Below are 18,176 nucleotides of genomic sequence, written 5' to 3' on the forward strand. Positions count from 1 at the left end.
GCTCCATACGATTCTGGAACACCATCCGCTCTCTCCGGAGAATTCGTTGAACCGGAACTGCGTCATCAAGGACCCCGCCCCGGGCAACCGGGCGCAGTGGCGCCGCAGCAGCGCCGCGTCCGCGCACGAGCGGCTGGCTTTCCTGAACGAGGCGAGCCGGCGGATCGGCAGCACGCTCGACTTATCCGAGACGAGCCGGGAGCTCGTCGACGTGGCGGTCCCCCGCTTCGCCGACGCGGCGGCCGTGATGGTACAGGACCGCCTCATGGCGGACGGCGAGTTGTCGTCCAGGCCGGTGGACGGGACCACCCTCGTACGCCGGGTCGCCCTGGGCGTGGCCGGCGCCGACCCGGACGCCTGGATGAACGCCTTCCCCGTCGGCGAGACGACGGTCTACCCGGCGATCCTTCCGCAGGCCCAGTGCATGGCCGGCGGCAAACCGCTGATGTATCCGGCGCTCGACAAGGAGAGCGCCCGGCTGATCGGCGCCAGCCTGGACCGGGAGGAGGCGGTCACCTCGCTCCTGACCGACTCCTCGTTCCTCGCGGTGCCCCTGCGAGCGCGGGGGCGGGTGCTCGGCTGCGTGATCTTCACCAGGCACCCGGGCAGCCTGCCGTTCGAGGAGCAGGACGTGGTGGTGGCCGAGGACCTGGCCGCCCGCACCGCCCTGTGCGTCGACAACGCCCGGCTGTACACCAGGGAGCGCAGGACCGCGCTGACCCTGCAGAGCAGCCTGCTGCCCGTCGAACTGCCGCAGGCGCTCGGCATGGACATCGCCTCGCGCTACCTGCCGGCCAGCGATCTGATGGGCGTCGGGGGCGACTGGTACGACGTGATCGCCCTGCCCGGGTGCCGTACGGCCCTGGTGGTGGGCGACGTCATGGGCCACGGGACCAGGGCCGCGGCGACCATGGGCCAGCTCCGCACGGCCGCGCGTACGCTCGCGAGCCTCGACCTGCCGCCCGACGAGGTGCTGTTCCGGCTCAACCTGATGAGCCAGGACCTCGACCCGAGCCAGATCGCCACGTGCATCTACGCCGTCTACGACCCGGTGACGCGCAATTGCGCGCTTGCCCGTGCCGGGCACGTGCCGCCGATCCTGCTGCACCCCGACCGGTCGACCGAGATCATCGAGCTGCCCTCGGGCCTGCCTCTCGGCATCGGCAGCGACCCGCTGGAGTCGCGCGAGCTGATCCTGCCGCCGGGGAGCGTGCTCGCCCTCTACACCGACGGCCTCGTGGAGAGCCGGGAGCGGGACCTGGACGCCGGGATCATGGGGCTGCGCCGCCTGCTCGCCGGTCCGATCGAGGACCTGGAGGACATGTGCGACGTGATCATCAGCAGCCAGCGGTCGGGCCACGAGCGTGACGACATCGCCCTGATGGTGGCCCAGGTGCGCGATCTCGACCCGGACGAGGTGGCGACCTGCCCGTTGCCGTCCGACCCGCGGTTCGTCTCGCACGCCCGCCGCTTCGTCCGCGGCACGCTGCAGAGGTGGGGGCTGAGCAGCCTGGTGGACAGCACCCAGCTCATCGTGAGCGAACTGGTCACCAACGCGCTCAAACACGGCTGGCCGCCGATCGAGCTGCGCATGCTGCGCGGCCGCACGCTGGTGGTCGAGGTCGTCGACGGCTCCCCCGCCGCTCCCACCCCGCGCACGGCCACCCTCGACGAGGACACCGGCCGTGGTCTCCAGCTGATCAAGCGGTTCGCCTACCGCTGGGGCACCCGGCCCACCCCGTACGGAAAGATCGTCTGGGTCGAGCAGCACCTGCCTTGACCCGGGCGTTCCCTCCCCTGCGAGCGTGTATGACTGATCGTTGAGAAGAGTTACGGTCGAGTGGGGAGCTCGTGGCGAGGAGGGGACATGATCGACATCCGTGACGCGTACCGCAGGGCGCTGGACGGTTTCGGGGACCGCCTCCATCTCGTCCGCCGCGGACAGTGGGAGCTGGCGACTCCTTGTGTCGACTGGGACGTCCGGGGGCTCGTCAACCACGTCGTGGCCGAGAACCTGTGGGCCCCCGAGCTGCTGTCCGGCCGTACGGTCGCCGAGGTGGGAGACGCCTTCGAGGGCGACGTGCTCGGCGACGACCCGCTCAAGGCGTTCGAGGCCTCCGCGCAGGGCGCCGTCCAGGCGGTGTACGCCGAGGGCGCCCTGACCAGCGTGACCCATCTGTCCTTCGGCGACGTGCCGGGCGAGGAGTACATCACCGAGCTGTTCGCGGACGCGCTGATCCACACCTGGGACCTGGCACGTGCCATCGGCGGGCCGGAACGGCTCGACCCCGAGCTCGTCGCCTCCTGCTCGGAATGGTTCGAGAAGGCGCGGGAGGACTACCGCGAGGCGGGAGTGATCGGGGACGAGCGGGGCGTCCCGGCCGGCGCCGACCAGCAGACTCACCTGCTCGCCGCCTGGGGCAGGAACCCGTAGGTCCTGCCGCGCAGGTCCTACCGCACGGTCTTAGCGCCCTGTGGGCCGCTTGCCGTGGTTGGCCTTCTTCTTCTTCCGTGCCTTCGACTTGCGTGCGCGCCTGCCCATCACGACCGCCTTCCGCCGAGTACGGCTTTCGCTCACTGTCCTCCCCCGGACCGCCGGCGGCAAGTACCCGGACCCCAACTCAACATGTCTCCACGTGCGTGGGGCATAATTTGTTTGAATCTGTTGACAGGAGTGGTGGATGCTGGCCCAGCAACGGCAGCAGGCGATCCTGGAGAGGGTACGCAGAACCGGCGGGGTGCGCGTCGCGCAGCTCGTACGCGACCTCGGGGTCTCGGACATGACGATCCGCCGCGACCTGGAGGTCCTCGCGGAGCGCGGCCTGATCGTCAAGGTGCACGGCGGGGCGACCGCCACCGGCACCGGCTCGACGGAGGAGCCGGGCTTCGCGGCCAAGTCCGTGCGGCAGCAGGCCGAGAAGGAGGCCATAGCCCGCCGGGCCGCCATGCTCGTACGGCCGGGCAGCTCCGTCGCCCTTTCGGCCGGGACCACGACCTGGACACTGGCCCACCACCTGGTGGACGTGCCAGAGCTGACCGTGATCACCAACTCCGTCCAGGTGGCCGACGTCTTCCACCGGGCGGGACGGCCCGACCAGACCGTGGTGCTGGTGGGAGGTGTGCGCACGCCCTCCGACGCGCTGGTCGGCCCGGTGGCCGTGGCGGCCGTCCGCTCCCTCAACGTCGACACGCTCATGCTCGGCGTGCACGGCATGAGCGTCCGGGCCGGTTACACCACGCCGAACCTGCTGGAGGCGGAGACCGACCGCGCCCTCATCGCGGCCGCCCAGCAGCTCGTGGTCCTGGCCGACCACACCAAGTGGGGGACGATCGGCATCAGCACGATCGCCGCCCTCGGCGAGGCCGGCGTGGTCGTGAGCGACGTCGGCCTGCCCGAGGAGGCGCGCGCCGCGTTGTCGGAGCACGCCGGCGAGCTCCTCCTCGCCGATCCGTCCGGGGAGACCGAGCTGGAGACCGCACTGTGACGCCGGACCTCTGGGCGAAGCCGCTGTGACCCGGACATCTGGAAGCCCGCTGTGACCCGGGACACCGCACCGTGAAACTGGAGACCGCTCTGTGAAGCGCACCATCACCCATCTCGCCGACGGCCGTGAGCTGATCTACTTCGACCGGCGCGACGACGCCGACCACAGCGCCACCGACACCAGGGACCTGCCGCCGCGCCCGCTCGCCTCCGAGTTGCGCTACGACCCCCTGATGGACGAGTGGGTGGCCGTGGCCCGGCACCGCCAGACGCGCACTCACCTGCCGTCCGCCGACGAGTGCCCGCTCTGCCCGGGCCATCCCGGCTCGGAGATCCCCTCGCCGTACGAGGTGGCGGTGTTCGAGAACCGCTTCCCGTCGTTCAGCTTCAACACCGGTGCGTACGAGCAGGTGGGCGGGCTGAGCGAGGTGCGGCCGGGGATCGGGCGCTGTGAGGTCGTCTGCTTCACCTCCGACCACGACGCGTCGTTCAGCTCCCTGAGCGACGAGCAGGCCGAGCTGGTCGTCGAGGCGTGGGCCGACCGTACGGCCGAGCTGTCCTCGCTGCCCGGCGTGGAGCAGGTCTTCTGCTTCGAGAACCGCGGCGCCGAGATCGGCATCACGCTGCCGCACCCCCACGGACAGATCTACGCCTATCCGTACGTCACGCCGCGTACGCGGCAGATGCTGGACGCCGCCGCCCGCCATCAGGGAGGCAACCTGTTCGCGGACGTCCTGGCCGCCGAGCGGAGGGGCCCCCGGGTGGTGGCCGCCAACGAGCACTGGACGGCCTTCGTCCCTGCCGCCGCGCGCTACCCGTTCGAGGTGCACGTCTACCCGCACCGTCAGGTGCCCGACATCCCCGCGCTGTCGCCCGAGGAACGGGCCGCCTTCGCGCCGCTCTACATCGAGGTGCTGCGCCGGCTGGACGGGCTGTTCGGCGTCGTCATGCCGTACGTCGCGGCCTGGCACCAGGCCCCGGTCACCTACCGGCGCGACCTCGCCTACCTCCACCTGCAGCTTTTCACGATCCGGCGCGCGCCGAACAAGCTGAAGTACCTGGCCGGATCGGAGTCGGCCATGGGCGCGTTCGTCAACGACGTGCTGCCTGAGGAGGCCGCCCGGATGCTTCGCGAGGCGATAACGGCTTGATCTCCGATTGGTTGCGACTTTGGTGGCAGCCACGGTTTCTTTACCACTAGTATCCCTGACACCGGCCGTCACAACCGGTACGCCTAATCCCGGGCGCCCCGCCCGGGAGCCGGGGACCCAATCACGCACCTGGGGTCAAGGCAGTGGCCTGCCCGGGCTCCTCCAGCCCGAACCCGTCAGCTAACCCGGTCGGCAGATGGAGAGGAGTGGGCTCTGCCCCGCGCGTTCCCCCTGGCTGTCGGCGTGCTCGCCTCCGCCGTCCTCGTGTTCGGCACGGCCGCGCCTGGTGCCGCCGACCCCAAACCGACGGAGAAGCAGCTCAAGAAGGAGCTGTCGGACCTGCGGAAGAAGGTCGATCGGCTGATCGGCGACTACAACGCCAAACGTGTCGCCCTCGCCAAGGCCCGCGTGGAGGAGAAGGCGGCCCGCGGCCGGCTGGCCAAGGCCGAGGCCGACTACGAGGCCGCCAGCGACGCCGTACGGCAGCTGGCCGGGCTGCGCTACCAGACCGAGAGCGCGATGGCGCTGCCCGACATGAACACCGCCGCGCTGAACTACCAGCTCAAGGAGGAGCAGGCCGCCAGGCTCGCGCACTTCGACCAGGTCCGCACCGAACGGCAGCGGGCCGCGGACGCCGCCAAGACGCTGACCGGACAGCTCAAGACGCAGGCCGCCGAGGTCGCCGGACAGCGCGAGGACGCCGAGGATCTCATCGACGAGATCAAGGACAAGCTCGACGCGCTGATCCCGATCGCGCCGGGAAAGCGCGTGGGCGGGTCGTGGGCGCCGGAACTGCCCAGCGGCTCCGACAACATCACGGCCCGGATGCGGCTCACGCGCACCGAGGTCGAAAAGCACTTCGACCTGCGGTTCCCGGTCGGCTGCTACCGTGCGGAGAACAGCGGCGAGCACCCCCTCGGGCGCGCCTGCGACTTCATGATGAGCTCGGGCGGCGCCATGCCCTCGCCCGAGATGAAGGCGCTCGGTGACAGCCTGGCCGCCTGGGCCATCAAGAACGGGCCGAAGCTGGGCGTGATGTACGTGATCTGGCAGCAGCGCATCTACAACCTCGGCCACCCGGGCTGGCGGACCATGTCCGACCGCGGCGGAATCACCGCAAACCACTACGACCACGTGCACATCTCGATGTACTAGGCCCACAAGCCGCCTGGTAGCTCTCGTGCCTGCCGGAGCCCGCTCCGAACGCGGCGTACTCGCCGGATGTGACGAGGTGAGCGAGCATGACCGACCATGCTGACCGCCCGCTGCTCTTCCTCGACGTCGACGGACCGCTTCTCCCCTTCGGCGAGGACCCGCAACGCGCACCGCGGGGTGCCACACCGGACTCGCGCCTGGCGTGGCTCACCTCCGAGGTGGGGAGCCGGCTGGCAGCTCTGCCCTGCGAACTCGTCTGGGCGACAACCTGGGAAGAAGAGGCGAATGCCGAGATAGCACCCCGGATCGGGCTGCCGCGACTGCCCGTCGTCAGCTGGCCGGAGCCAACCGACCAGCACAAACGTGAGGACCAATGGTTCGGGCTCTGCTGGAAGACCCGGACCCTGGTGAACTGGGCGGGCGGACGCCCGTTCGCCTGGATCGATGACGAGATCACCGACGCCGACAGGGAGTGGGTCTCGGCACACCACAGCGGCCGGGCTCTCCTTCACCGCGTGGAGTCATTCAGGGGACTCGCCGACGAGGACTTCGCCGTCATCGATCGATGGCTTCGGGCCTTGTGAATCACCCGCGATCCGAGGAAGACGATCCCGAAGAAATGCCCGCAGCTCCGCTTGGTGCTCTCTACGGGCGCCGCAGTTGACGGCCGCGGTCGAGCCGCTTGTGCCGCGCAGGTAGCCCTGGTCGAGGCCTGATTCAAGAACCGTCAGGACGACAGAGTTCCTCTGACACCGGCGATGATCAATTCGAGGCCGTCGTGGAAGGCGCGGTCCCGGCGCTCTCTGGGCCAGCCGTCGGCTCCGGTCTTGCGGGCCTGTTCCTCGATCGCGTAGCCGTTGACGTAGGCCAGGACGGTGTCCACGGCGATGGTGGCCGTGTCGGCGGGGACACCCGCGGCGATCAGGGCGGCGATGAGACGCGTGAAGGTGGTGACAGCCTCGTCACCCGGCTGGTGGAAGCCGGATATGAGGCGGGCGCCGTCGCGGTGGGCCAGCATGGCCTCGCGCAGAACGTTGTTCACCTACGAACGGGGGATCACGATGACACGTGTCCTGGTGATCGGGGCGGGGCTCGGCGGGCTGACGCTCGCGCACGCCCTCATCCGTGCAGGCCTCGACGTACGCGTGTACGAGGCCGACGACGGCACCGGCGAGCGGGCTCAGGGCTACCGGATCGGACTCGCGCCGCCGGCGATGGAGGCATTGCGCGCCGGCCTGCCGCCACGGCTGTACGAACTGGCCGAAGCCACCAGCAGCAGCCTCACCGGGCCGGGGCTGCTGTTCGACCAGCGGCTCACGCTGCTCGGCGACGACCTGCCCGGACCGGAGGAGTCCAGGGCGTTCGACCGGCAGGTGCTGCGGCAGATCCTGCTCGGCGATCTGGGCGGCCGGGCCGCCTTCGGCAAACGGCTGAAGAGCTTCGCGGAAGGGGCGGACGGGACCGTCACCGCGCTCTTCGCCGACGGCACGCAGGCCACGGGTGACGTGCTGGTCGGCGCCGACGGCGGGAGCTCTGCGGTGCGGCGCCAGTTGGTGCCCGAGGTCGAACTCCTCGACGCAGGCCTGTGCGGAGTGATGGGCCGCACCCCCGCCGCCGACCGCTTCCTGGCGCTCGTGCCGGGGCGCGGCACGATGGTCAAGGGACCGGGGATCACACTGATGCTGGGAAGGATGCAGTTCGGCTGGGAGCCCCGCGAAGCCGCCGCCGAACTCGTTCCCGGCCTGCCCATGCCCCGCAGAGAGAGCTATGTGAGGTGGGTGCTGCTCGTACCGGCGGACCATCCGGCGGCCACCACACCGGGCCGGGAGGACGCCCGCGAACTGGCACTGGAGTTGATCGACGGCTGGCATCCCGACCTGCGTGACCTGGTACGCGATGCCGACATGAGCAGTGTGGGCCGCTCCAAGGTCCACGACCGCCCGATGCCGCCGTGGCAGGTGGGCCGCGTCACGCTGCTGGGCGACGCGGCCCACCTGACGCCGGCCAGCGGCGGGAACGGCGCCGGCACCGCGATGCTGGACGCCGTACGGCTGAGCGCGCGGCTGGCCGAGGTCGATCAAGGCCGGTGGGACCTGATCTCGGCTCTGCACGAATACCAGCACGACCTGCTGGAACGCGGGAACGCGGCGGTGGAGGCGGGCATGCGGGCGATGCACACGTTCGTCCCGGCTGTAGGCGCGCGATGAAGCCGCGCACCGCAGGCGAACAGGTTCGGTCGGCCGACGGAACCGTGATCGGCTACCGCCGCAGTGGCCATGGACCCGGGTTGATCCTCGTGCACGGCGGGATGCTGGCGTCGCAGCACTTCACGAAGCTCGCCGCCGCTCTGTCGACCTCGTTCACCGTCTATGTGCCCGACCGGCGCGGACGTGGGCTGAGCGGCCCTCACGGCGCCGGCTTCAGCGTCCTGCGGGAAGTCGAAGACCTGCAGGCGCTCGTCACGGCGACCGGCGCGTCGCAGGTCTTCGGCCTGAGCTCGGGCGCGCTCGTCGTCCTGCGTACGGCCCTGGTCACGCCCGCCCTTGACCGGATCGCCCTGTATGAGCCTCCATTGTCGATCGGCGGCTCGGTGCCGACGGACTGGGTGGCGCGCTTCGACCGCGAGATCGCTGCGGGAAGATCCGCGTCCGCGCTGGTCACGGGAATGAAAGGCCTGGACACCGGGCCGTCGTTGTTCACCACGATCCCCCGCTTCGCCCTCGTGCCGCTCCTGGCGATCGGCGCGCGCCTGCAGGGCGACGGATCCCTCGATGAGGTGCCGGTCGAGGCGCTCATCCCGACGCTGCGACTCGACATGCAGGTGATCTGGGAGATGGCCGACACGGTCATGGACTACGCGGCGCTCGATGTCCCGGTGCTGCTCCTCGGCGGTACGAAGAGCGCGGCATACCTGCGTCTCGCGCTCCGGAAACTCTCCGAGGTGCTCCCGCACGCGCGCAGCATCGATCTGCCGGGAGTCGGGCACTCGGGGCCGGAGGACGACGGAGCCCCGCTCGTCGTGGCCCAGGCTCTGCGTGAGTTCTTCGGCGCGCGATGACGGGCGGAGGCCCTCATCGGCACCCGCGTACCGGGCGGCACCCGTAACCTGCAGCAGCGGTCCATGCGAACAGCACGAGCGGAGGCCGGCGCAGCCGGCCCCCGGCTTTCGCGGAGAAACTGCTGGAGCGGCGGCGACCGTTTCACCTGTCTCGTCACCAAGTCCGCGTCGGGCGGCTCACCGACCTTGATCTGCGCCGCCGCAGGCGCGTTGGGAGGACCGCATCCGCGCCGCCGAGGCCGCCGACCTGCGCAACCTGCCCCTGCACGACTTCACGCAAAAGCAGATCTGGGTGAAGATCGTCGTGCTGGCCTGCGAGCTCATCGCATGGAACCCCACCCACCCGGCGCGACAGCCCGGGCACCAGGCTGACCACGACCTCGTTCTCAAGCTCCACCGAACCACTCAGTGCCAACCATCGGATCGGCAAGAAGGATCGAGGCCAAGCCCGCGACACCCGACTGGGCAGCCATTGCGCGAGCAAGTTCACAGGAAACATGTACAAGCCATGCCTGGCCCTCCGTCGCCGGTCCGCTGCCCTCCGGACGGGTCGAAGGCAGACGGGAAGATCAGCGCCGGGGAAGATCCGCGGGACCGCAGCCGTGCCCTAGGCGTGTCCTTCAAGGGCGTTGACGCGACGGATCCATCCAGAGTATTGGGTGTGTAGGCCAGTTATACCGGGCCGGACCGATGAGTCGCTTTTCAACTGGACCGATAACGCCCCATCCGGGAGCAGGAGCCAGAACCCGGAAGACTATCAATCGGCCCGGCCATTCCACTGGAGAGGAGAAGACATGAAGGGCACTCGCTATTTCTATTGGCTGTCGCTTACTTCATTGATAGTGGCCATGGTGACGGCGTCTCCACTACTGCTGAACATGTTATACCGAACTTTCGATGTCGATTGGAGCCTCATTGGGCAGGTCGGTGAAACCTACGGGGCGGCGTCGGCACTGCTAGCCGCACTTGCGTTCATGGGTGTCGCGATCAGTCTAGTCATCCAAGCATCACAGGTTAGGACCGCGAGGATTCAAGCAGTAAGAGACATGCAACGCGATCTGATCCGCCTTGAGATGGACGACCCTTCTCTGTACGGATCCGTCTTGGGCATCACAGGAGATCTATCCGACGACGACATCAGGCAACATCTCTACGCCGTCCTATGGATGAATTGGGCTCGCCTTGCATACGAGGCCGGGGTCGTATCCGAGTGGTCGCTACGGGTGGAATTGTTATCCGACATGTTCAAAAACCAGTCCGGGCGCGATTGGTGGGCACATGTTGGCCCATTGTGGGAGTTGGGAGCATCGGGGGCCGGTAGAGCAGAGAAACGATTCTACAGAATCGTTGAAAGCGAATACGAGAAAGCACTCAAAGTTAGCCCAACAAGTCATTCATGGAATGATCGGTCCAACGCGAAACGGGTGCACTTATCGCCGAGGAGGAGAGGTGTGACTCCCCTTGTATCGACTGCAGTGGTGGGAGTAATAGCGGGCCTCATGCTGCCAAGAGTAAAAAATCTTCTGATGAGAAATCCTTGAAGTTGCCGTTCCGACGCCGGGCCGCCTGCTCTACTCATCTCCGACTGCCTGAAGGCAGGCGCGATGGGGAGATCCGGGCACCACTTGTGACAGAGCGGGTGTCAACACCAGTGGGCGACGGTGGACCCCTGGGGAAGACGACAGACGTCGCCGCATGTAGCAGACGCGAGACACGAACTCTAGGAGCCATAGAGACTCCCTGATACAGAAGCTAGGGCAGGGTAGAGCCAGGCATACGGAGCTAGGGAATGCCGGTGAGCTCTCTAGGCCCCACTCTCGAGAGCGCACTGCGTAGAGTGCGCGGTGAGCTCCAGGCGCGGAGGTCGGTATCGGCAGATACGAGGGGATGACTGATCCCGCGGTCCATAGGCTGACCGCGGAAGTGCTGCGCGCTTGGGTTGTGGACCATGACCTCGAGCGGAAAATCGCGGACGGTGAAACGGGTCACGAGGTGGTTGCCCGTACGACCGCGGCGTTACGGGTGATCACACAAGCGCATCGGGGAGAGACCGTCGCGGTCGTCGGTCACGTCGCCGGCCTTACCGCGGCATTGACGGCTCTGTGCCGCCTTGGAGCGGGCATCTGGGGGGCTCCCTTACCTCACGCACACCCTTCGCCGTGGACTTCGACGGCGAAGAGTGTCACTGCCCTGCCTGGCCCGGGCCGGAGCTGCGGTGGACAACGGATCCGTTCAGGTAGTGACGGCGTGATATTCGAAGACCTGCGGCCATCCGTACGGCCGGCAGTGACATCCGACGCAAATCTCGGGATTAGAGGGGTCACACATGGCTGAACTCGTAGCGGACTTGTTCGTGTCGATGGACGGCTTCGCCGCCGGCGTGGACGTGGGGCCCTTCTTCGGCTACGCGGGTCCCGGCCTCGACGCCTGGATACGCGAGGCGACCGAGCAGCCTCAACTGATGCTCATGGGGCGCGTCACCTACGAGGCGCTGGCGGCCATCTCGTCCGCGGCCGCCGACGAGGCGAGCACCCGGATGAACGACCTGCCGAAGGCCGTCTTCTCCAACACCCTGCGAGAGCCGCTCGCGTGGCGGAACACCCGGCTCGTACGCGGCGATCTCGCCGAGCGGATCACGGCGCTCAAACAGGAGTCGGACGTGCCGGTGCGCTCGATCGGCAGCCTCACGCTGGTGAGAAGCCTGATGGAGCTCGGGTTGGTCGACCGGCTGCGGGTGATGGTCTTCCCCCTCACGCTGGGCGACGCCGGCCGGGAACCCGCCTACGCCGGATACCCCCGGACCGGGCTGGAACTGGCCGGCACCAGGGTCCTCGACGCACGCATCGTCCTGCTCGAATACCGGCCGGCGAGCTCCAATTGAGGTGACTTCGCGCCGCGGCTCGGGGCAGGATGCCGGAATGACCGACACACGTATCGAACCCCCTGTCGCCGCGGACGAGCGCGCGATGCTGCGCGCCTGGCTGGACTGGCACCGTGAGACCCTCGCGGTGAAGTGCCAGGGCCTCACCGAGGAGCAGCTGCGGCTGCGCTCCGTGCCGCCCTCCAGCATGTCGCTGCTCGGCCTCGTGCGGCACATGGCCGATGTCGAGCGAGCCTGGTTCCGGCGGCGGCTGAACGGCGAGGACCTCGGCAGCATCTACTACAGCGACGACGACCCGGACGGCGAGTTCGACAACGTGGACACCGCGTCCGCCGAGGAGGCCTTCGCGACCTGGCACGCGGAGATCGAGCAGGCTCGGGCGGCCGAGGAGGCCTGCGCCGACCTGGACGCGATGACGAAGACGGACCGCCAGGGAGTCCACTACTCGCTGCGCTGGATCATGTGCCACATGATCGAGGAGTACGCCCGCCACAACGGCCACGCCGATCTGCTGCGCGAGCGCATCGACGGGGCGACGGGCGAGTAGCCCCCTGCCCGGCGGGGCCGGCCGGGCAGACAGGGCTCAGCCGGACAGGCGGACCGGGTTGACGAGGTCGGCGTAGATGAGAAGGCCGCCCATGACGACCAGCAGGGCCGCCATGACGTACGTCAGCGGGAGCGCCTTGGCCACGTCCACGTAACCGGGGACGGGCCGGCGGCGCACCCGTGCGACGGCCCGCTTGACGCCCTCCCACAGCCCGCCGGCGATGTGACCGCCGTCCAGCGGCAGCAGCGGGATCAGGTTGAACATGCCGACGGCGAGGTTCAGCCCGGCCAGCAGGTTGATGAAGATTTCGATCTTGTTTTCGACCGAGAGGTCCGAGGCGGCGATCTCACCGCCGATACGGCCCGCCCCGACGATGCCGATCGGCCCGTTCGGGTCGCGCTTCTCGCCCGAGAACGCGGCGTTCCACACGCCGACCATCTTCTTGGGGATGTTGACCATCGCGACGGCGGTGCGCTCGGTCAGGTCCCACATCTGCCCGACGACGTAGCCGGGGCCCTTCTTCTCGACGACGGTCGTCGGGCTCACGCCCAGGAAGCCGACGTTCTTCTCGACCTTGTCGGGGTCGGTGAGCGAGGGCATGTCCTGCGCGATCAGGTCGACCTTCACGTCGGTCCGCTGCCCGCCCCGCTCGACGCCGAGCGTCGTCGCCCCCGCGCCGTGCTCGCGGATCAGCCGCTGCGCCCTCTCCCAGTCGGTCACCGGCGCGCCGCCGATGGCGACGATGCGGTCACCGGGCCGCAGGCCCGCCTTGGCCGCAGGCGTCAGAGGGTCGCTGTCCCGGCAGTCACGGTGCCCCTCGGCGGCGGGGATGGCGCACTTGGACACCGAGGACACGACCGGCGTCTGCTCGGCGACGCCGAAGCCCATCATCACGACCGCGAACAGCACGAACGCGAGCACGAAGTTCATCGCCGGGCCACCGGTCATGATGATGACCTTCTGCCACCAGGGCTTGCGGTAGAAGACCCGGCTCTCGTCGCCCGGCCGGATCTCCTCGGACGCGACCGCCCGCGCGTTCTCGATCAGGCCCTGCCAGGGACCCGTGGAGACGCTGCGCAGCTTGCCGGGCTCGTCGGAGGGACGCGGCGGCAGCATGCCGATCATGCGGATGTAGCCGCCGAGCGGCACCCACTTCACGCCGTACTCGGTCTCGCCTCGCCTGCGCGACCACATCGTGGGCCCGAAGCCGACCATGTACTGGGTCACGCGGACGCCGAAGAGCTTGGCGGGCACGAGGTGCCCGATCTCATGAAGCGCGATCGAGACCAGCAGACCGACGAAGAGGATCACGAATCCGGCCACGAAGAGCCAGCTCATCAGCGCGTACCCCCGAATCGGAGAAGGTGCCCTGGCAGACGAAGCACCCTTCGAGCGTAGCCCACCCGCACGAGGGCGAAGACTTTTCCGGGACGGATGCGGCTTGCCCATGTGTGACCGATTGGGGACACTTCGTTGACAGTACGCAATTGGTCGATCACCCTTTGAGAGACGTCCAGAGGGGAGAACCTTGATCCGGATCCTGGTGGCCGAACACCTTCCGTTGGTACGGCGAGGCCTGGTCGCCTCCCTCGACGGGGAGGACGATCTGCGGGTGGTCGCGGACGTCGGGTCGGGCGAGGACATCGTGCCCGCGGCCCTGGACGTGCGGCCGGACGCCGCCGTCATCGACGCGGACCTGCCCGGAGTGGACGGGCTCACCGCGGCCGCGCGGCTGGGAGAGAAGGCGCCACGCTGCCGCGTGATGCTGCTGTCGGCGCAGCCCAGCCCGGGGCACTTCAAGCGGGCCTTCGCGGCGGGCGTCCTCGGCTACCTGAGCATCGAGGTGGCCCCCGAGCATCTCGCCGACGGCATCCGCCGGATGGCCGCCGGGCGCCGGGTCGTCGACTCCGAGCTGGCGGTCGCCGCGCTGGAGGCCGCCGAATGCCCGCTGACGCCGAGGGAGCACGAGGTGCTGCGGCTCGCGGCGGGGGGCGGGCGCTCGAAGGACATCGCCGCCGAGCTGGGCCTGTCCGTCGGCACCGTGCGCAACCACCTGTCGCGCATCCTCGTCAAGACCGGAGCGCGCAACCGCGTCGACGCCCTCAGAATCGCCACCGACTCCGGCTGGCTGTAGGAACCTGGCTGTAGAAACTCAGGGCCGCCAGATAAGGACGAGCGCGCAGTCGTCGTTGTGTCCGGAGGACATCGACTGGACGAGCTGCCTGGCCTTGTCGCGGAATCCCGACGGCAGCAGCCGCTCGGCCTCGCCCAGCAGCCGGTCGAGCCCGGCGTCGATGTCCCTGCCGGGCTGCTCGATCAGCCCGTCGGTGAACAGCATGAGCGCGTCGCCCTTGCGCAGCACCCCGCTGTCGGTCTCGCAGGCGAGGTCGGGCACCACGCCGAGCACGACGCCCTTCGCCGTGGAGACCCGCCACGTGCCCGACCCGGAGTCGAACCTGACCACGGGCGGGTGCCCGGCCGAGGTGATCGTGTACTCCCCCGTGGACAGGTCGAGCTCCAGATGGACGGCGGTGACGAACCCCTCGTCGCCGAGCTGGCGGTGCAGGTAGGAGTTGCACGCGACGAGGAAGTCGTCCACCGAGCCGAGCAGGCCGCCGAAGGTGCCCGACAGCATGAGCGCGCGGGTTCCCGCGTCCACGCCCTTCCCGGACACGTCGACGACCGCCACCCGGACCCGGTCGCCCTCCCGCATCGAGACGACGAAGTCGCCGCCGAACGACGATCCCCCGGCCTGCTTCAGCACCACCTTGCCGCCCCAGTCCTTGGGCAGCGGCGGCAGTTCGCTCTGCCGCTTGAGCCGGTCGCGCAGCTCCAGCAGCATCGCGTCGCCGCGCAGGCCCTGGACGCCGAGCTTGCCCCGCGTCCGCGCCATCATCCAGGCGAGCGCGGCGGTGAAGGCCATCGTGATCAGCAGGCCGGGGCCGACGCTGAGCACTCCCCTGATCGGTCCCATGTACGCCAGGGAGGCCACGACCACGCACAGCAGGATCGCGAGGCTGCGCAGCCGGAGCTGAAGGCCGCCGATCAGCGTGAAGAGGATCAGCAGCGAGGGCGAGAACCAGTACGCCGACACCTCCGCGTCGAGCACGCCGACCATGATGGTGAGCACGACGAGAGCGATGAGGAGGTACCGGTCCTTCGACCAAACCGTCCTAACAAAACGGACCAACGGCACCAGGAGCGGCACGCGCGCCAGGAGCGCGCGCAGCCGAGGAGGGATCAGCGGCGCCGGACGGGAAGTCATGATGGCCTCGACTGTATCCGGACATCCCAGGTGGCGGTACCTGCTTGACCAACGTCTAGATCATCCGGCACGGATATTGGGTCGCCGTACACGGCGGCCCGCTTCTACGGTGATCTGATGAGCATCACTGTTCGCCCCGTCGGGGAATCCGAGTGGCCGGCCTTCGTCGCCGTCGACTACGAGGCGTTCAGCGGCACCTATCCCCTGGAGATGGCCGACCGCTGGCGCGAGGTCCTTGAGCTCGACCGCCTGCTGTCCGCCTTCGACGGCGATTTGATGGTCGGCTGCGCCGCCGCGCTGTCCTTCGAGATGACGGTCCCCGGCGGGCCGATCCCCGTGGCCGGCGTCACGTCGGTGGGCGTGCTCCCCTCGCATCGCCGCCGCGGCGTGCTGACCGCGCTGATGACCCGGCAGCTGCACGGCCTGCACGAGGACGGGCGTGAGGCCGTCGCCGCGCTCTACTCCAGCCAGGCGGGCATCTACGGGCGCTTCGGGTACGGCAGGGCCGCCGACACCCTGTCCTTCCGCATCCCCACCCACGGCTCGGCCTTCACGCGCTCGGCCCCCGCCGACCCGGCGCTGCGCCTGCGCGTGGCCACCCCGGCGGACGCGCTGGCCGGCCTTCGGCGGGTCTACGACGCCGTACGGCCCGGCCGTCCGGGCCTGTACGCGAGGTCCGACGGGTTCTGGCGGACCGAGATCATCCCGGACACCGAGCACGACCGAGGCGGGATGGGCCCGCTGCGCTGCCTGCTCGCGGAGGACGCGACGGGGGTGCGCGGCTACGCGCTGTTCCGGGCGAAGGCCAACTGGAACGAGCACAGCGTGCCGGACGGGGAGGTCCGGCTCCTGGAGCTGATGGCCTCCGACCCCGCGGCGTACGCGCTGGTCTGGCGCGGCGTCCTCGACCGGGACCTGTGCTCGGTCGTCCACGCCGAGCGGCGGCCGGTGGACGACCCGATCATGCACCTGCTGGCCGACCCCCGCCAGCTCAACGCGATCTGGTTCGACGACCTGTGGATCCGCCTGGTGGACGTGGACCGGGCCCTGGCCGCCCGCGCGTACGCGGCCCCGGCCGACCTGGTGCTCGAAATCCAGGACGAGGTCTGCCCGTGGAACGCCGGCCGCCGGCGCCTCGTCACCGACAAGGCGTCCTGCGAACCGACCGGCGCGCCCGCCGACCTCACGCTGCCGGTCGACGTGCTGGGCGCGGCCTACCTCGGCGGGCGGCCCCTGCGGGCGGCGGCGGACGCCGGGCTGGTGCGGGAGCACCGGCCCGGAGCCCTGCGCGAGCTGTCGGCCGCGATGGCGTGGGACCCGGCCCCCTGGGGCTGCCGGGTGTTCTGAGACGCGCCGCCGACGGCCGGAGCGTAGGCTTCAGGACATGGCGCTGCAGAGTTTGCAGATCACGGCGATCACGGCCATGCGGGCCCGCGACGTGTCCCGGCCGACGTCCGAGCAGCAGGAGGCCGCCGACCAGCGGCCGCTGCGCGACGAGACGCCCCGGCGGGAGCCCCGCCGGGGCCGGGACAGGGACGCTCGATAGAGGTACGGCCTGAGGTGCTCAGGCGGGCAGCGGCGGCAGTTCGCCGGTGGTCTCGTAGTCGGCGAGCTGGCGGATCCGCCGGGCGTGCCGCTCGGCCCCGGAGAACGGCGTGGCCAGGAAGAGCCCGACGAACCTGACGGCCTCCTCCGGCGTGTGCTGCCGGGCGCCCAGGCTGATCACGTTGGCGTCGTTGTGCTCGCGGGCCAGCTTCGCCGTGTCCTCGTTCCAGGCGAGGGCCGCGCGCACCCCCCGCACCTTGTTGGCGGCGATCTGCTCGCCGTTGCCCGAGCCGCCGATCACCACCCCGAGGCTGTCCGCGTCGCCGGCCACGCCCTGCGCGGCCCGCAGCACGAACGGCGGGTAGTCGTCCTCCGCGTCGTAGACGTGGGGACCGCAGTCCTCCACCTCGTGGCCCTGCTCCTTCAGCCAGGAGACCAGGTGATTCTTCAGCTCGTAGCCGGCATGGTCGGCACCGATGTAGACACGCACGGCACAAGTTTCCCAGAAAGCCTCTGGCGGAGACGACCCCGGGCTCCACTAAAGTAATAGCCAAAATGGGCCTTCGTCCCTTACACCTCCGGCCTGACAGGAGTGTCATGCGCGAGCTTCGTTACGTCGGCGATCCGGTCCTGCGCACCCCCGCCGAACCGGTGACGGAATTCGACCGCGAACTGCGCCGGCTGATCGACGAGATGTTCGCACTCATGTACCAGGCCGACGGCGTCGGGCTCGCAGGGCCGCAGATCGGCGTGGGCCGGCGGCTGTTCGTCTACGACATCAGCAACCGCAAGGGCCACGTGATCAACCCGGAGCTGACGATCGACGATCCCGAGCAGGTCGTCGAGGAGGAGGGCTGCCTGTCGGTGCCCGGCAAGGAGACCGGCAAGCCGCTGTACGCCCCGACCGCCCGAGCCGCGGGAGTGACCGTGCGCGGGGTCGACAAGCTCGGCCGGCCCGTCACCGTCAAGGCCCGGGGCATGCTCGCGCGGTGCTTCCAGCACGAGTTCGACCACCTCGAGGGCACGCTGTACGTCGACCGGCTGGGCAAGGACGAGCGCCGCAAGATCCTCCTGCAGGCGCCCTGACGTC

The 18,176-nt window shown here is 69.4% G+C and carries 21 protein-coding genes, 1 pseudogene and 1 riboswitch; of the genes and pseudogenes, 17 read left to right on the forward strand and 5 right to left on the reverse strand.

Annotated features, from left to right (window positions below):
• Positions 1–46: 46 nt before the first annotated feature.
• Positions 47–1,780, forward strand: a complete 1,734-nt coding sequence (locus FLW16_RS02980) for a SpoIIE family protein phosphatase (RefSeq protein WP_142557373.1) — start codon at positions 47–49, stop codon at positions 1,778–1,780.
• 87 nt (positions 1,781–1,867) lie between these two features.
• Positions 1,868–2,434: a TIGR03086 family metal-binding protein gene (locus tag FLW16_RS02985; RefSeq protein WP_142557374.1), complete on the forward strand. Its 567-nt coding sequence runs from the start codon at positions 1,868–1,870 to the stop codon at positions 2,432–2,434.
• A 30-nt stretch (positions 2,435–2,464) separates the two neighbouring features.
• Here FLW16_RS02985 and FLW16_RS46110 read toward each other — a convergent pair whose 3' ends face one another.
• Entirely contained in the window at positions 2,465–2,542 is a 78-nt protein-coding gene (locus FLW16_RS46110) for a 50S ribosomal protein bL37 (RefSeq protein ID WP_396685207.1), read from the reverse strand.
• Between the two features lie 139 nt (positions 2,543–2,681).
• On the opposite strand from FLW16_RS46110, the gene FLW16_RS02990 reads away from it, so the two are divergent.
• From FLW16_RS02990 to FLW16_RS03005, 4 genes are all read left to right on the forward strand, one after another.
• Complete coding sequence (locus tag FLW16_RS02990) at positions 2,682–3,485, forward strand: DeoR/GlpR family DNA-binding transcription regulator (RefSeq protein WP_139576468.1); 804 nt, start codon at positions 2,682–2,684, stop codon at positions 3,483–3,485.
• A gap of 91 nt (positions 3,486–3,576) precedes the next feature.
• A complete protein-coding gene (gene galT, locus FLW16_RS02995) occupies positions 3,577–4,635 on the forward strand; it encodes a galactose-1-phosphate uridylyltransferase (RefSeq protein ID WP_142557376.1) in 1,059 nt (352 codons plus the stop codon).
• A 70-nt stretch (positions 4,636–4,705) separates the two neighbouring features.
• A riboswitch (cyclic di-AMP (ydaO/yuaA leader) is annotated at positions 4,706–4,844 on the forward strand.
• Between the two features lie 34 nt (positions 4,845–4,878).
• On the forward strand, positions 4,879–5,790 hold the full coding sequence (locus tag FLW16_RS03000) for a hypothetical protein (RefSeq protein ID WP_260614821.1): 912 nt from the start codon (positions 4,879–4,881) through the stop codon (positions 5,788–5,790).
• A gap of 86 nt (positions 5,791–5,876) precedes the next feature.
• Entirely contained in the window at positions 5,877–6,374 is a 498-nt protein-coding gene (locus tag FLW16_RS03005) for an HAD domain-containing protein (RefSeq protein ID WP_142557380.1), read from the forward strand.
• Between the two features lie 143 nt (positions 6,375–6,517).
• On the opposite strand, the gene FLW16_RS03010 is transcribed toward FLW16_RS03005, so the two are convergent.
• Entirely contained in the window at positions 6,518–6,832 is a 315-nt protein-coding gene (locus FLW16_RS03010; RefSeq protein WP_185949224.1) for a TetR/AcrR family transcriptional regulator C-terminal domain-containing protein, read from the reverse strand.
• Positions 6,833–6,851: 19 nt separating this feature from the next.
• Between FLW16_RS03010 and FLW16_RS03015 the strand changes: the two genes are divergently transcribed.
• From FLW16_RS03015 to FLW16_RS03040, 7 genes and pseudogenes are all read left to right on the forward strand, one after another.
• Positions 6,852–7,997: an NAD(P)/FAD-dependent oxidoreductase gene (locus FLW16_RS03015; protein WP_185949225.1), complete on the forward strand. Its 1,146-nt coding sequence runs from the start codon at positions 6,852–6,854 to the stop codon at positions 7,995–7,997.
• An 89-nt stretch (positions 7,998–8,086) separates the two neighbouring features.
• Positions 8,087–8,848, forward strand: coding sequence for an alpha/beta fold hydrolase (locus FLW16_RS03020; protein WP_260614922.1), 762 nt, complete (start codon positions 8,087–8,089; stop codon positions 8,846–8,848).
• A 132-nt stretch (positions 8,849–8,980) separates the two neighbouring features.
• Positions 8,981–9,179 (forward strand): annotated as a pseudogene (locus FLW16_RS44935) (IS1380 family transposase); the annotation flags it as partial.
• Positions 9,180–9,642: 463 nt separating this feature from the next.
• Positions 9,643–10,389: a DUF6082 family protein gene (locus FLW16_RS03025; protein WP_142557388.1), complete on the forward strand. Its 747-nt coding sequence runs from the start codon at positions 9,643–9,645 to the stop codon at positions 10,387–10,389.
• 328 nt (positions 10,390–10,717) lie between these two features.
• Positions 10,718–11,182, forward strand: coding sequence for a histidine phosphatase family protein (locus tag FLW16_RS46115; RefSeq protein ID WP_396685211.1), 465 nt, complete (start codon positions 10,718–10,720; stop codon positions 11,180–11,182).
• Positions 11,175–11,729 (forward strand): dihydrofolate reductase family protein, encoded by a 555-nt coding sequence (locus tag FLW16_RS03035; protein ID WP_142557390.1) that lies wholly within the window; start codon positions 11,175–11,177, stop codon positions 11,727–11,729. The genes FLW16_RS46115 and FLW16_RS03035 overlap by 8 nt, the downstream gene beginning before the upstream one ends.
• Before the next feature lie 37 nt (positions 11,730–11,766).
• A complete protein-coding gene (locus FLW16_RS03040) occupies positions 11,767–12,276 on the forward strand; it encodes a DinB family protein (RefSeq protein WP_142557392.1) in 510 nt (169 codons plus the stop codon).
• A 36-nt stretch (positions 12,277–12,312) separates the two neighbouring features.
• Here the strand turns inward: FLW16_RS03040 and FLW16_RS03045 are convergent, their stop codons facing one another.
• Positions 12,313–13,614 (reverse strand): RIP metalloprotease, encoded by a 1,302-nt coding sequence (locus FLW16_RS03045; RefSeq protein ID WP_142557394.1) that lies wholly within the window; start codon positions 13,612–13,614, stop codon positions 12,313–12,315.
• Between the two features lie 190 nt (positions 13,615–13,804).
• Here FLW16_RS03045 and FLW16_RS03050 point away from each other — a divergent pair, with 190 nt between their 5' ends.
• The gene (locus tag FLW16_RS03050; protein WP_142557395.1) at positions 13,805–14,410 is read left to right on the forward strand and encodes a response regulator transcription factor; all 606 of its coding nucleotides are present in this window, start codon (positions 13,805–13,807) and stop codon (positions 14,408–14,410) included.
• An 18-nt stretch (positions 14,411–14,428) separates the two neighbouring features.
• Here the strand turns inward: FLW16_RS03050 and FLW16_RS03055 are convergent, their stop codons facing one another.
• Positions 14,429–15,541 (reverse strand): PP2C family protein-serine/threonine phosphatase, encoded by a 1,113-nt coding sequence (locus tag FLW16_RS03055; protein ID WP_142557397.1) that lies wholly within the window; start codon positions 15,539–15,541, stop codon positions 14,429–14,431.
• Positions 15,542–15,658: 117 nt separating this feature from the next.
• Here FLW16_RS03055 and FLW16_RS03060 point away from each other — a divergent pair, with 117 nt between their 5' ends.
• Both FLW16_RS03060 and FLW16_RS43355 read left to right on the forward strand, forming a co-directional pair.
• On the forward strand, positions 15,659–16,888 hold the full coding sequence (locus FLW16_RS03060; protein ID WP_142557398.1) for a GNAT family N-acetyltransferase: 1,230 nt from the start codon (positions 15,659–15,661) through the stop codon (positions 16,886–16,888).
• A 37-nt stretch (positions 16,889–16,925) separates the two neighbouring features.
• Positions 16,926–17,087, forward strand: a complete 162-nt coding sequence (locus tag FLW16_RS43355; RefSeq protein WP_185949226.1) for a hypothetical protein — start codon at positions 16,926–16,928, stop codon at positions 17,085–17,087.
• A gap of 18 nt (positions 17,088–17,105) precedes the next feature.
• Here FLW16_RS43355 and FLW16_RS03065 read toward each other — a convergent pair whose 3' ends face one another.
• Positions 17,106–17,576 carry a ribose-5-phosphate isomerase gene (locus tag FLW16_RS03065; protein ID WP_142557400.1) on the reverse strand — a complete coding sequence of 157 codons (471 nt, stop codon included), beginning with the start codon at positions 17,574–17,576 and terminating at the stop codon, positions 17,106–17,108.
• Positions 17,577–17,683: 107 nt separating this feature from the next.
• Between FLW16_RS03065 and def the strand changes: the two genes are divergently transcribed.
• On the forward strand, positions 17,684–18,172 hold the full coding sequence (def, locus tag FLW16_RS03070; protein WP_142557402.1) for a peptide deformylase: 489 nt from the start codon (positions 17,684–17,686) through the stop codon (positions 18,170–18,172).
• The last annotated feature ends 4 nt before the right edge of the window (positions 18,173–18,176 follow it).

This window comes from Microbispora sp. KK1-11, from assembly GCF_006874435.1.
GTDB lineage: Bacteria > Actinomycetota > Actinomycetes > Streptosporangiales > Streptosporangiaceae > Microbispora > Microbispora catharanthi.

Bases quoted from the DNA above. Each gene is read 5' to 3' on its own strand.
- FLW16_RS02985 (WP_142557374.1), top strand. From the start codon at position 1,868: ATGATCGACATCCGTGACGCGTACCGCAGGGCGCTGGACGGTTTCGGG.
- FLW16_RS46110 (WP_396685207.1), bottom strand. From the start codon at position 2,542: ATGGGCAGGCGCGCACGCAAGTCGAAGGCACGGAAGAAGAAGAAGGCC.
- FLW16_RS02990 (WP_139576468.1), top strand. From the start codon at position 2,682: ATGCTGGCCCAGCAACGGCAGCAGGCGATCCTGGAGAGGGTACGCAGA.
- FLW16_RS03005 (WP_142557380.1), top strand. From the start codon at position 5,877: ATGACCGACCATGCTGACCGCCCGCTGCTCTTCCTCGACGTCGACGGA.
- FLW16_RS03015 (WP_185949225.1), top strand. From the start codon at position 6,852: ATGACACGTGTCCTGGTGATCGGGGCGGGGCTCGGCGGGCTGACGCTC.
- FLW16_RS03025 (WP_142557388.1), top strand. From the start codon at position 9,643: ATGAAGGGCACTCGCTATTTCTATTGGCTGTCGCTTACTTCATTGATA.
- FLW16_RS03035 (WP_142557390.1), top strand. From the start codon at position 11,175: ATGGCTGAACTCGTAGCGGACTTGTTCGTGTCGATGGACGGCTTCGCC.
- FLW16_RS03040 (WP_142557392.1), top strand. From the start codon at position 11,767: ATGACCGACACACGTATCGAACCCCCTGTCGCCGCGGACGAGCGCGCG.
- FLW16_RS03045 (WP_142557394.1), bottom strand. From the start codon at position 13,614: ATGAGCTGGCTCTTCGTGGCCGGATTCGTGATCCTCTTCGTCGGTCTG.
- FLW16_RS03055 (WP_142557397.1), bottom strand. From the start codon at position 15,541: ATGACTTCCCGTCCGGCGCCGCTGATCCCTCCTCGGCTGCGCGCGCTC.
- FLW16_RS03060 (WP_142557398.1), top strand. From the start codon at position 15,659: ATGAGCATCACTGTTCGCCCCGTCGGGGAATCCGAGTGGCCGGCCTTC.
- FLW16_RS43355 (WP_185949226.1), top strand. From the start codon at position 16,926: ATGGCGCTGCAGAGTTTGCAGATCACGGCGATCACGGCCATGCGGGCC.
- def (WP_142557402.1), top strand. From the start codon at position 17,684: ATGCGCGAGCTTCGTTACGTCGGCGATCCGGTCCTGCGCACCCCCGCC.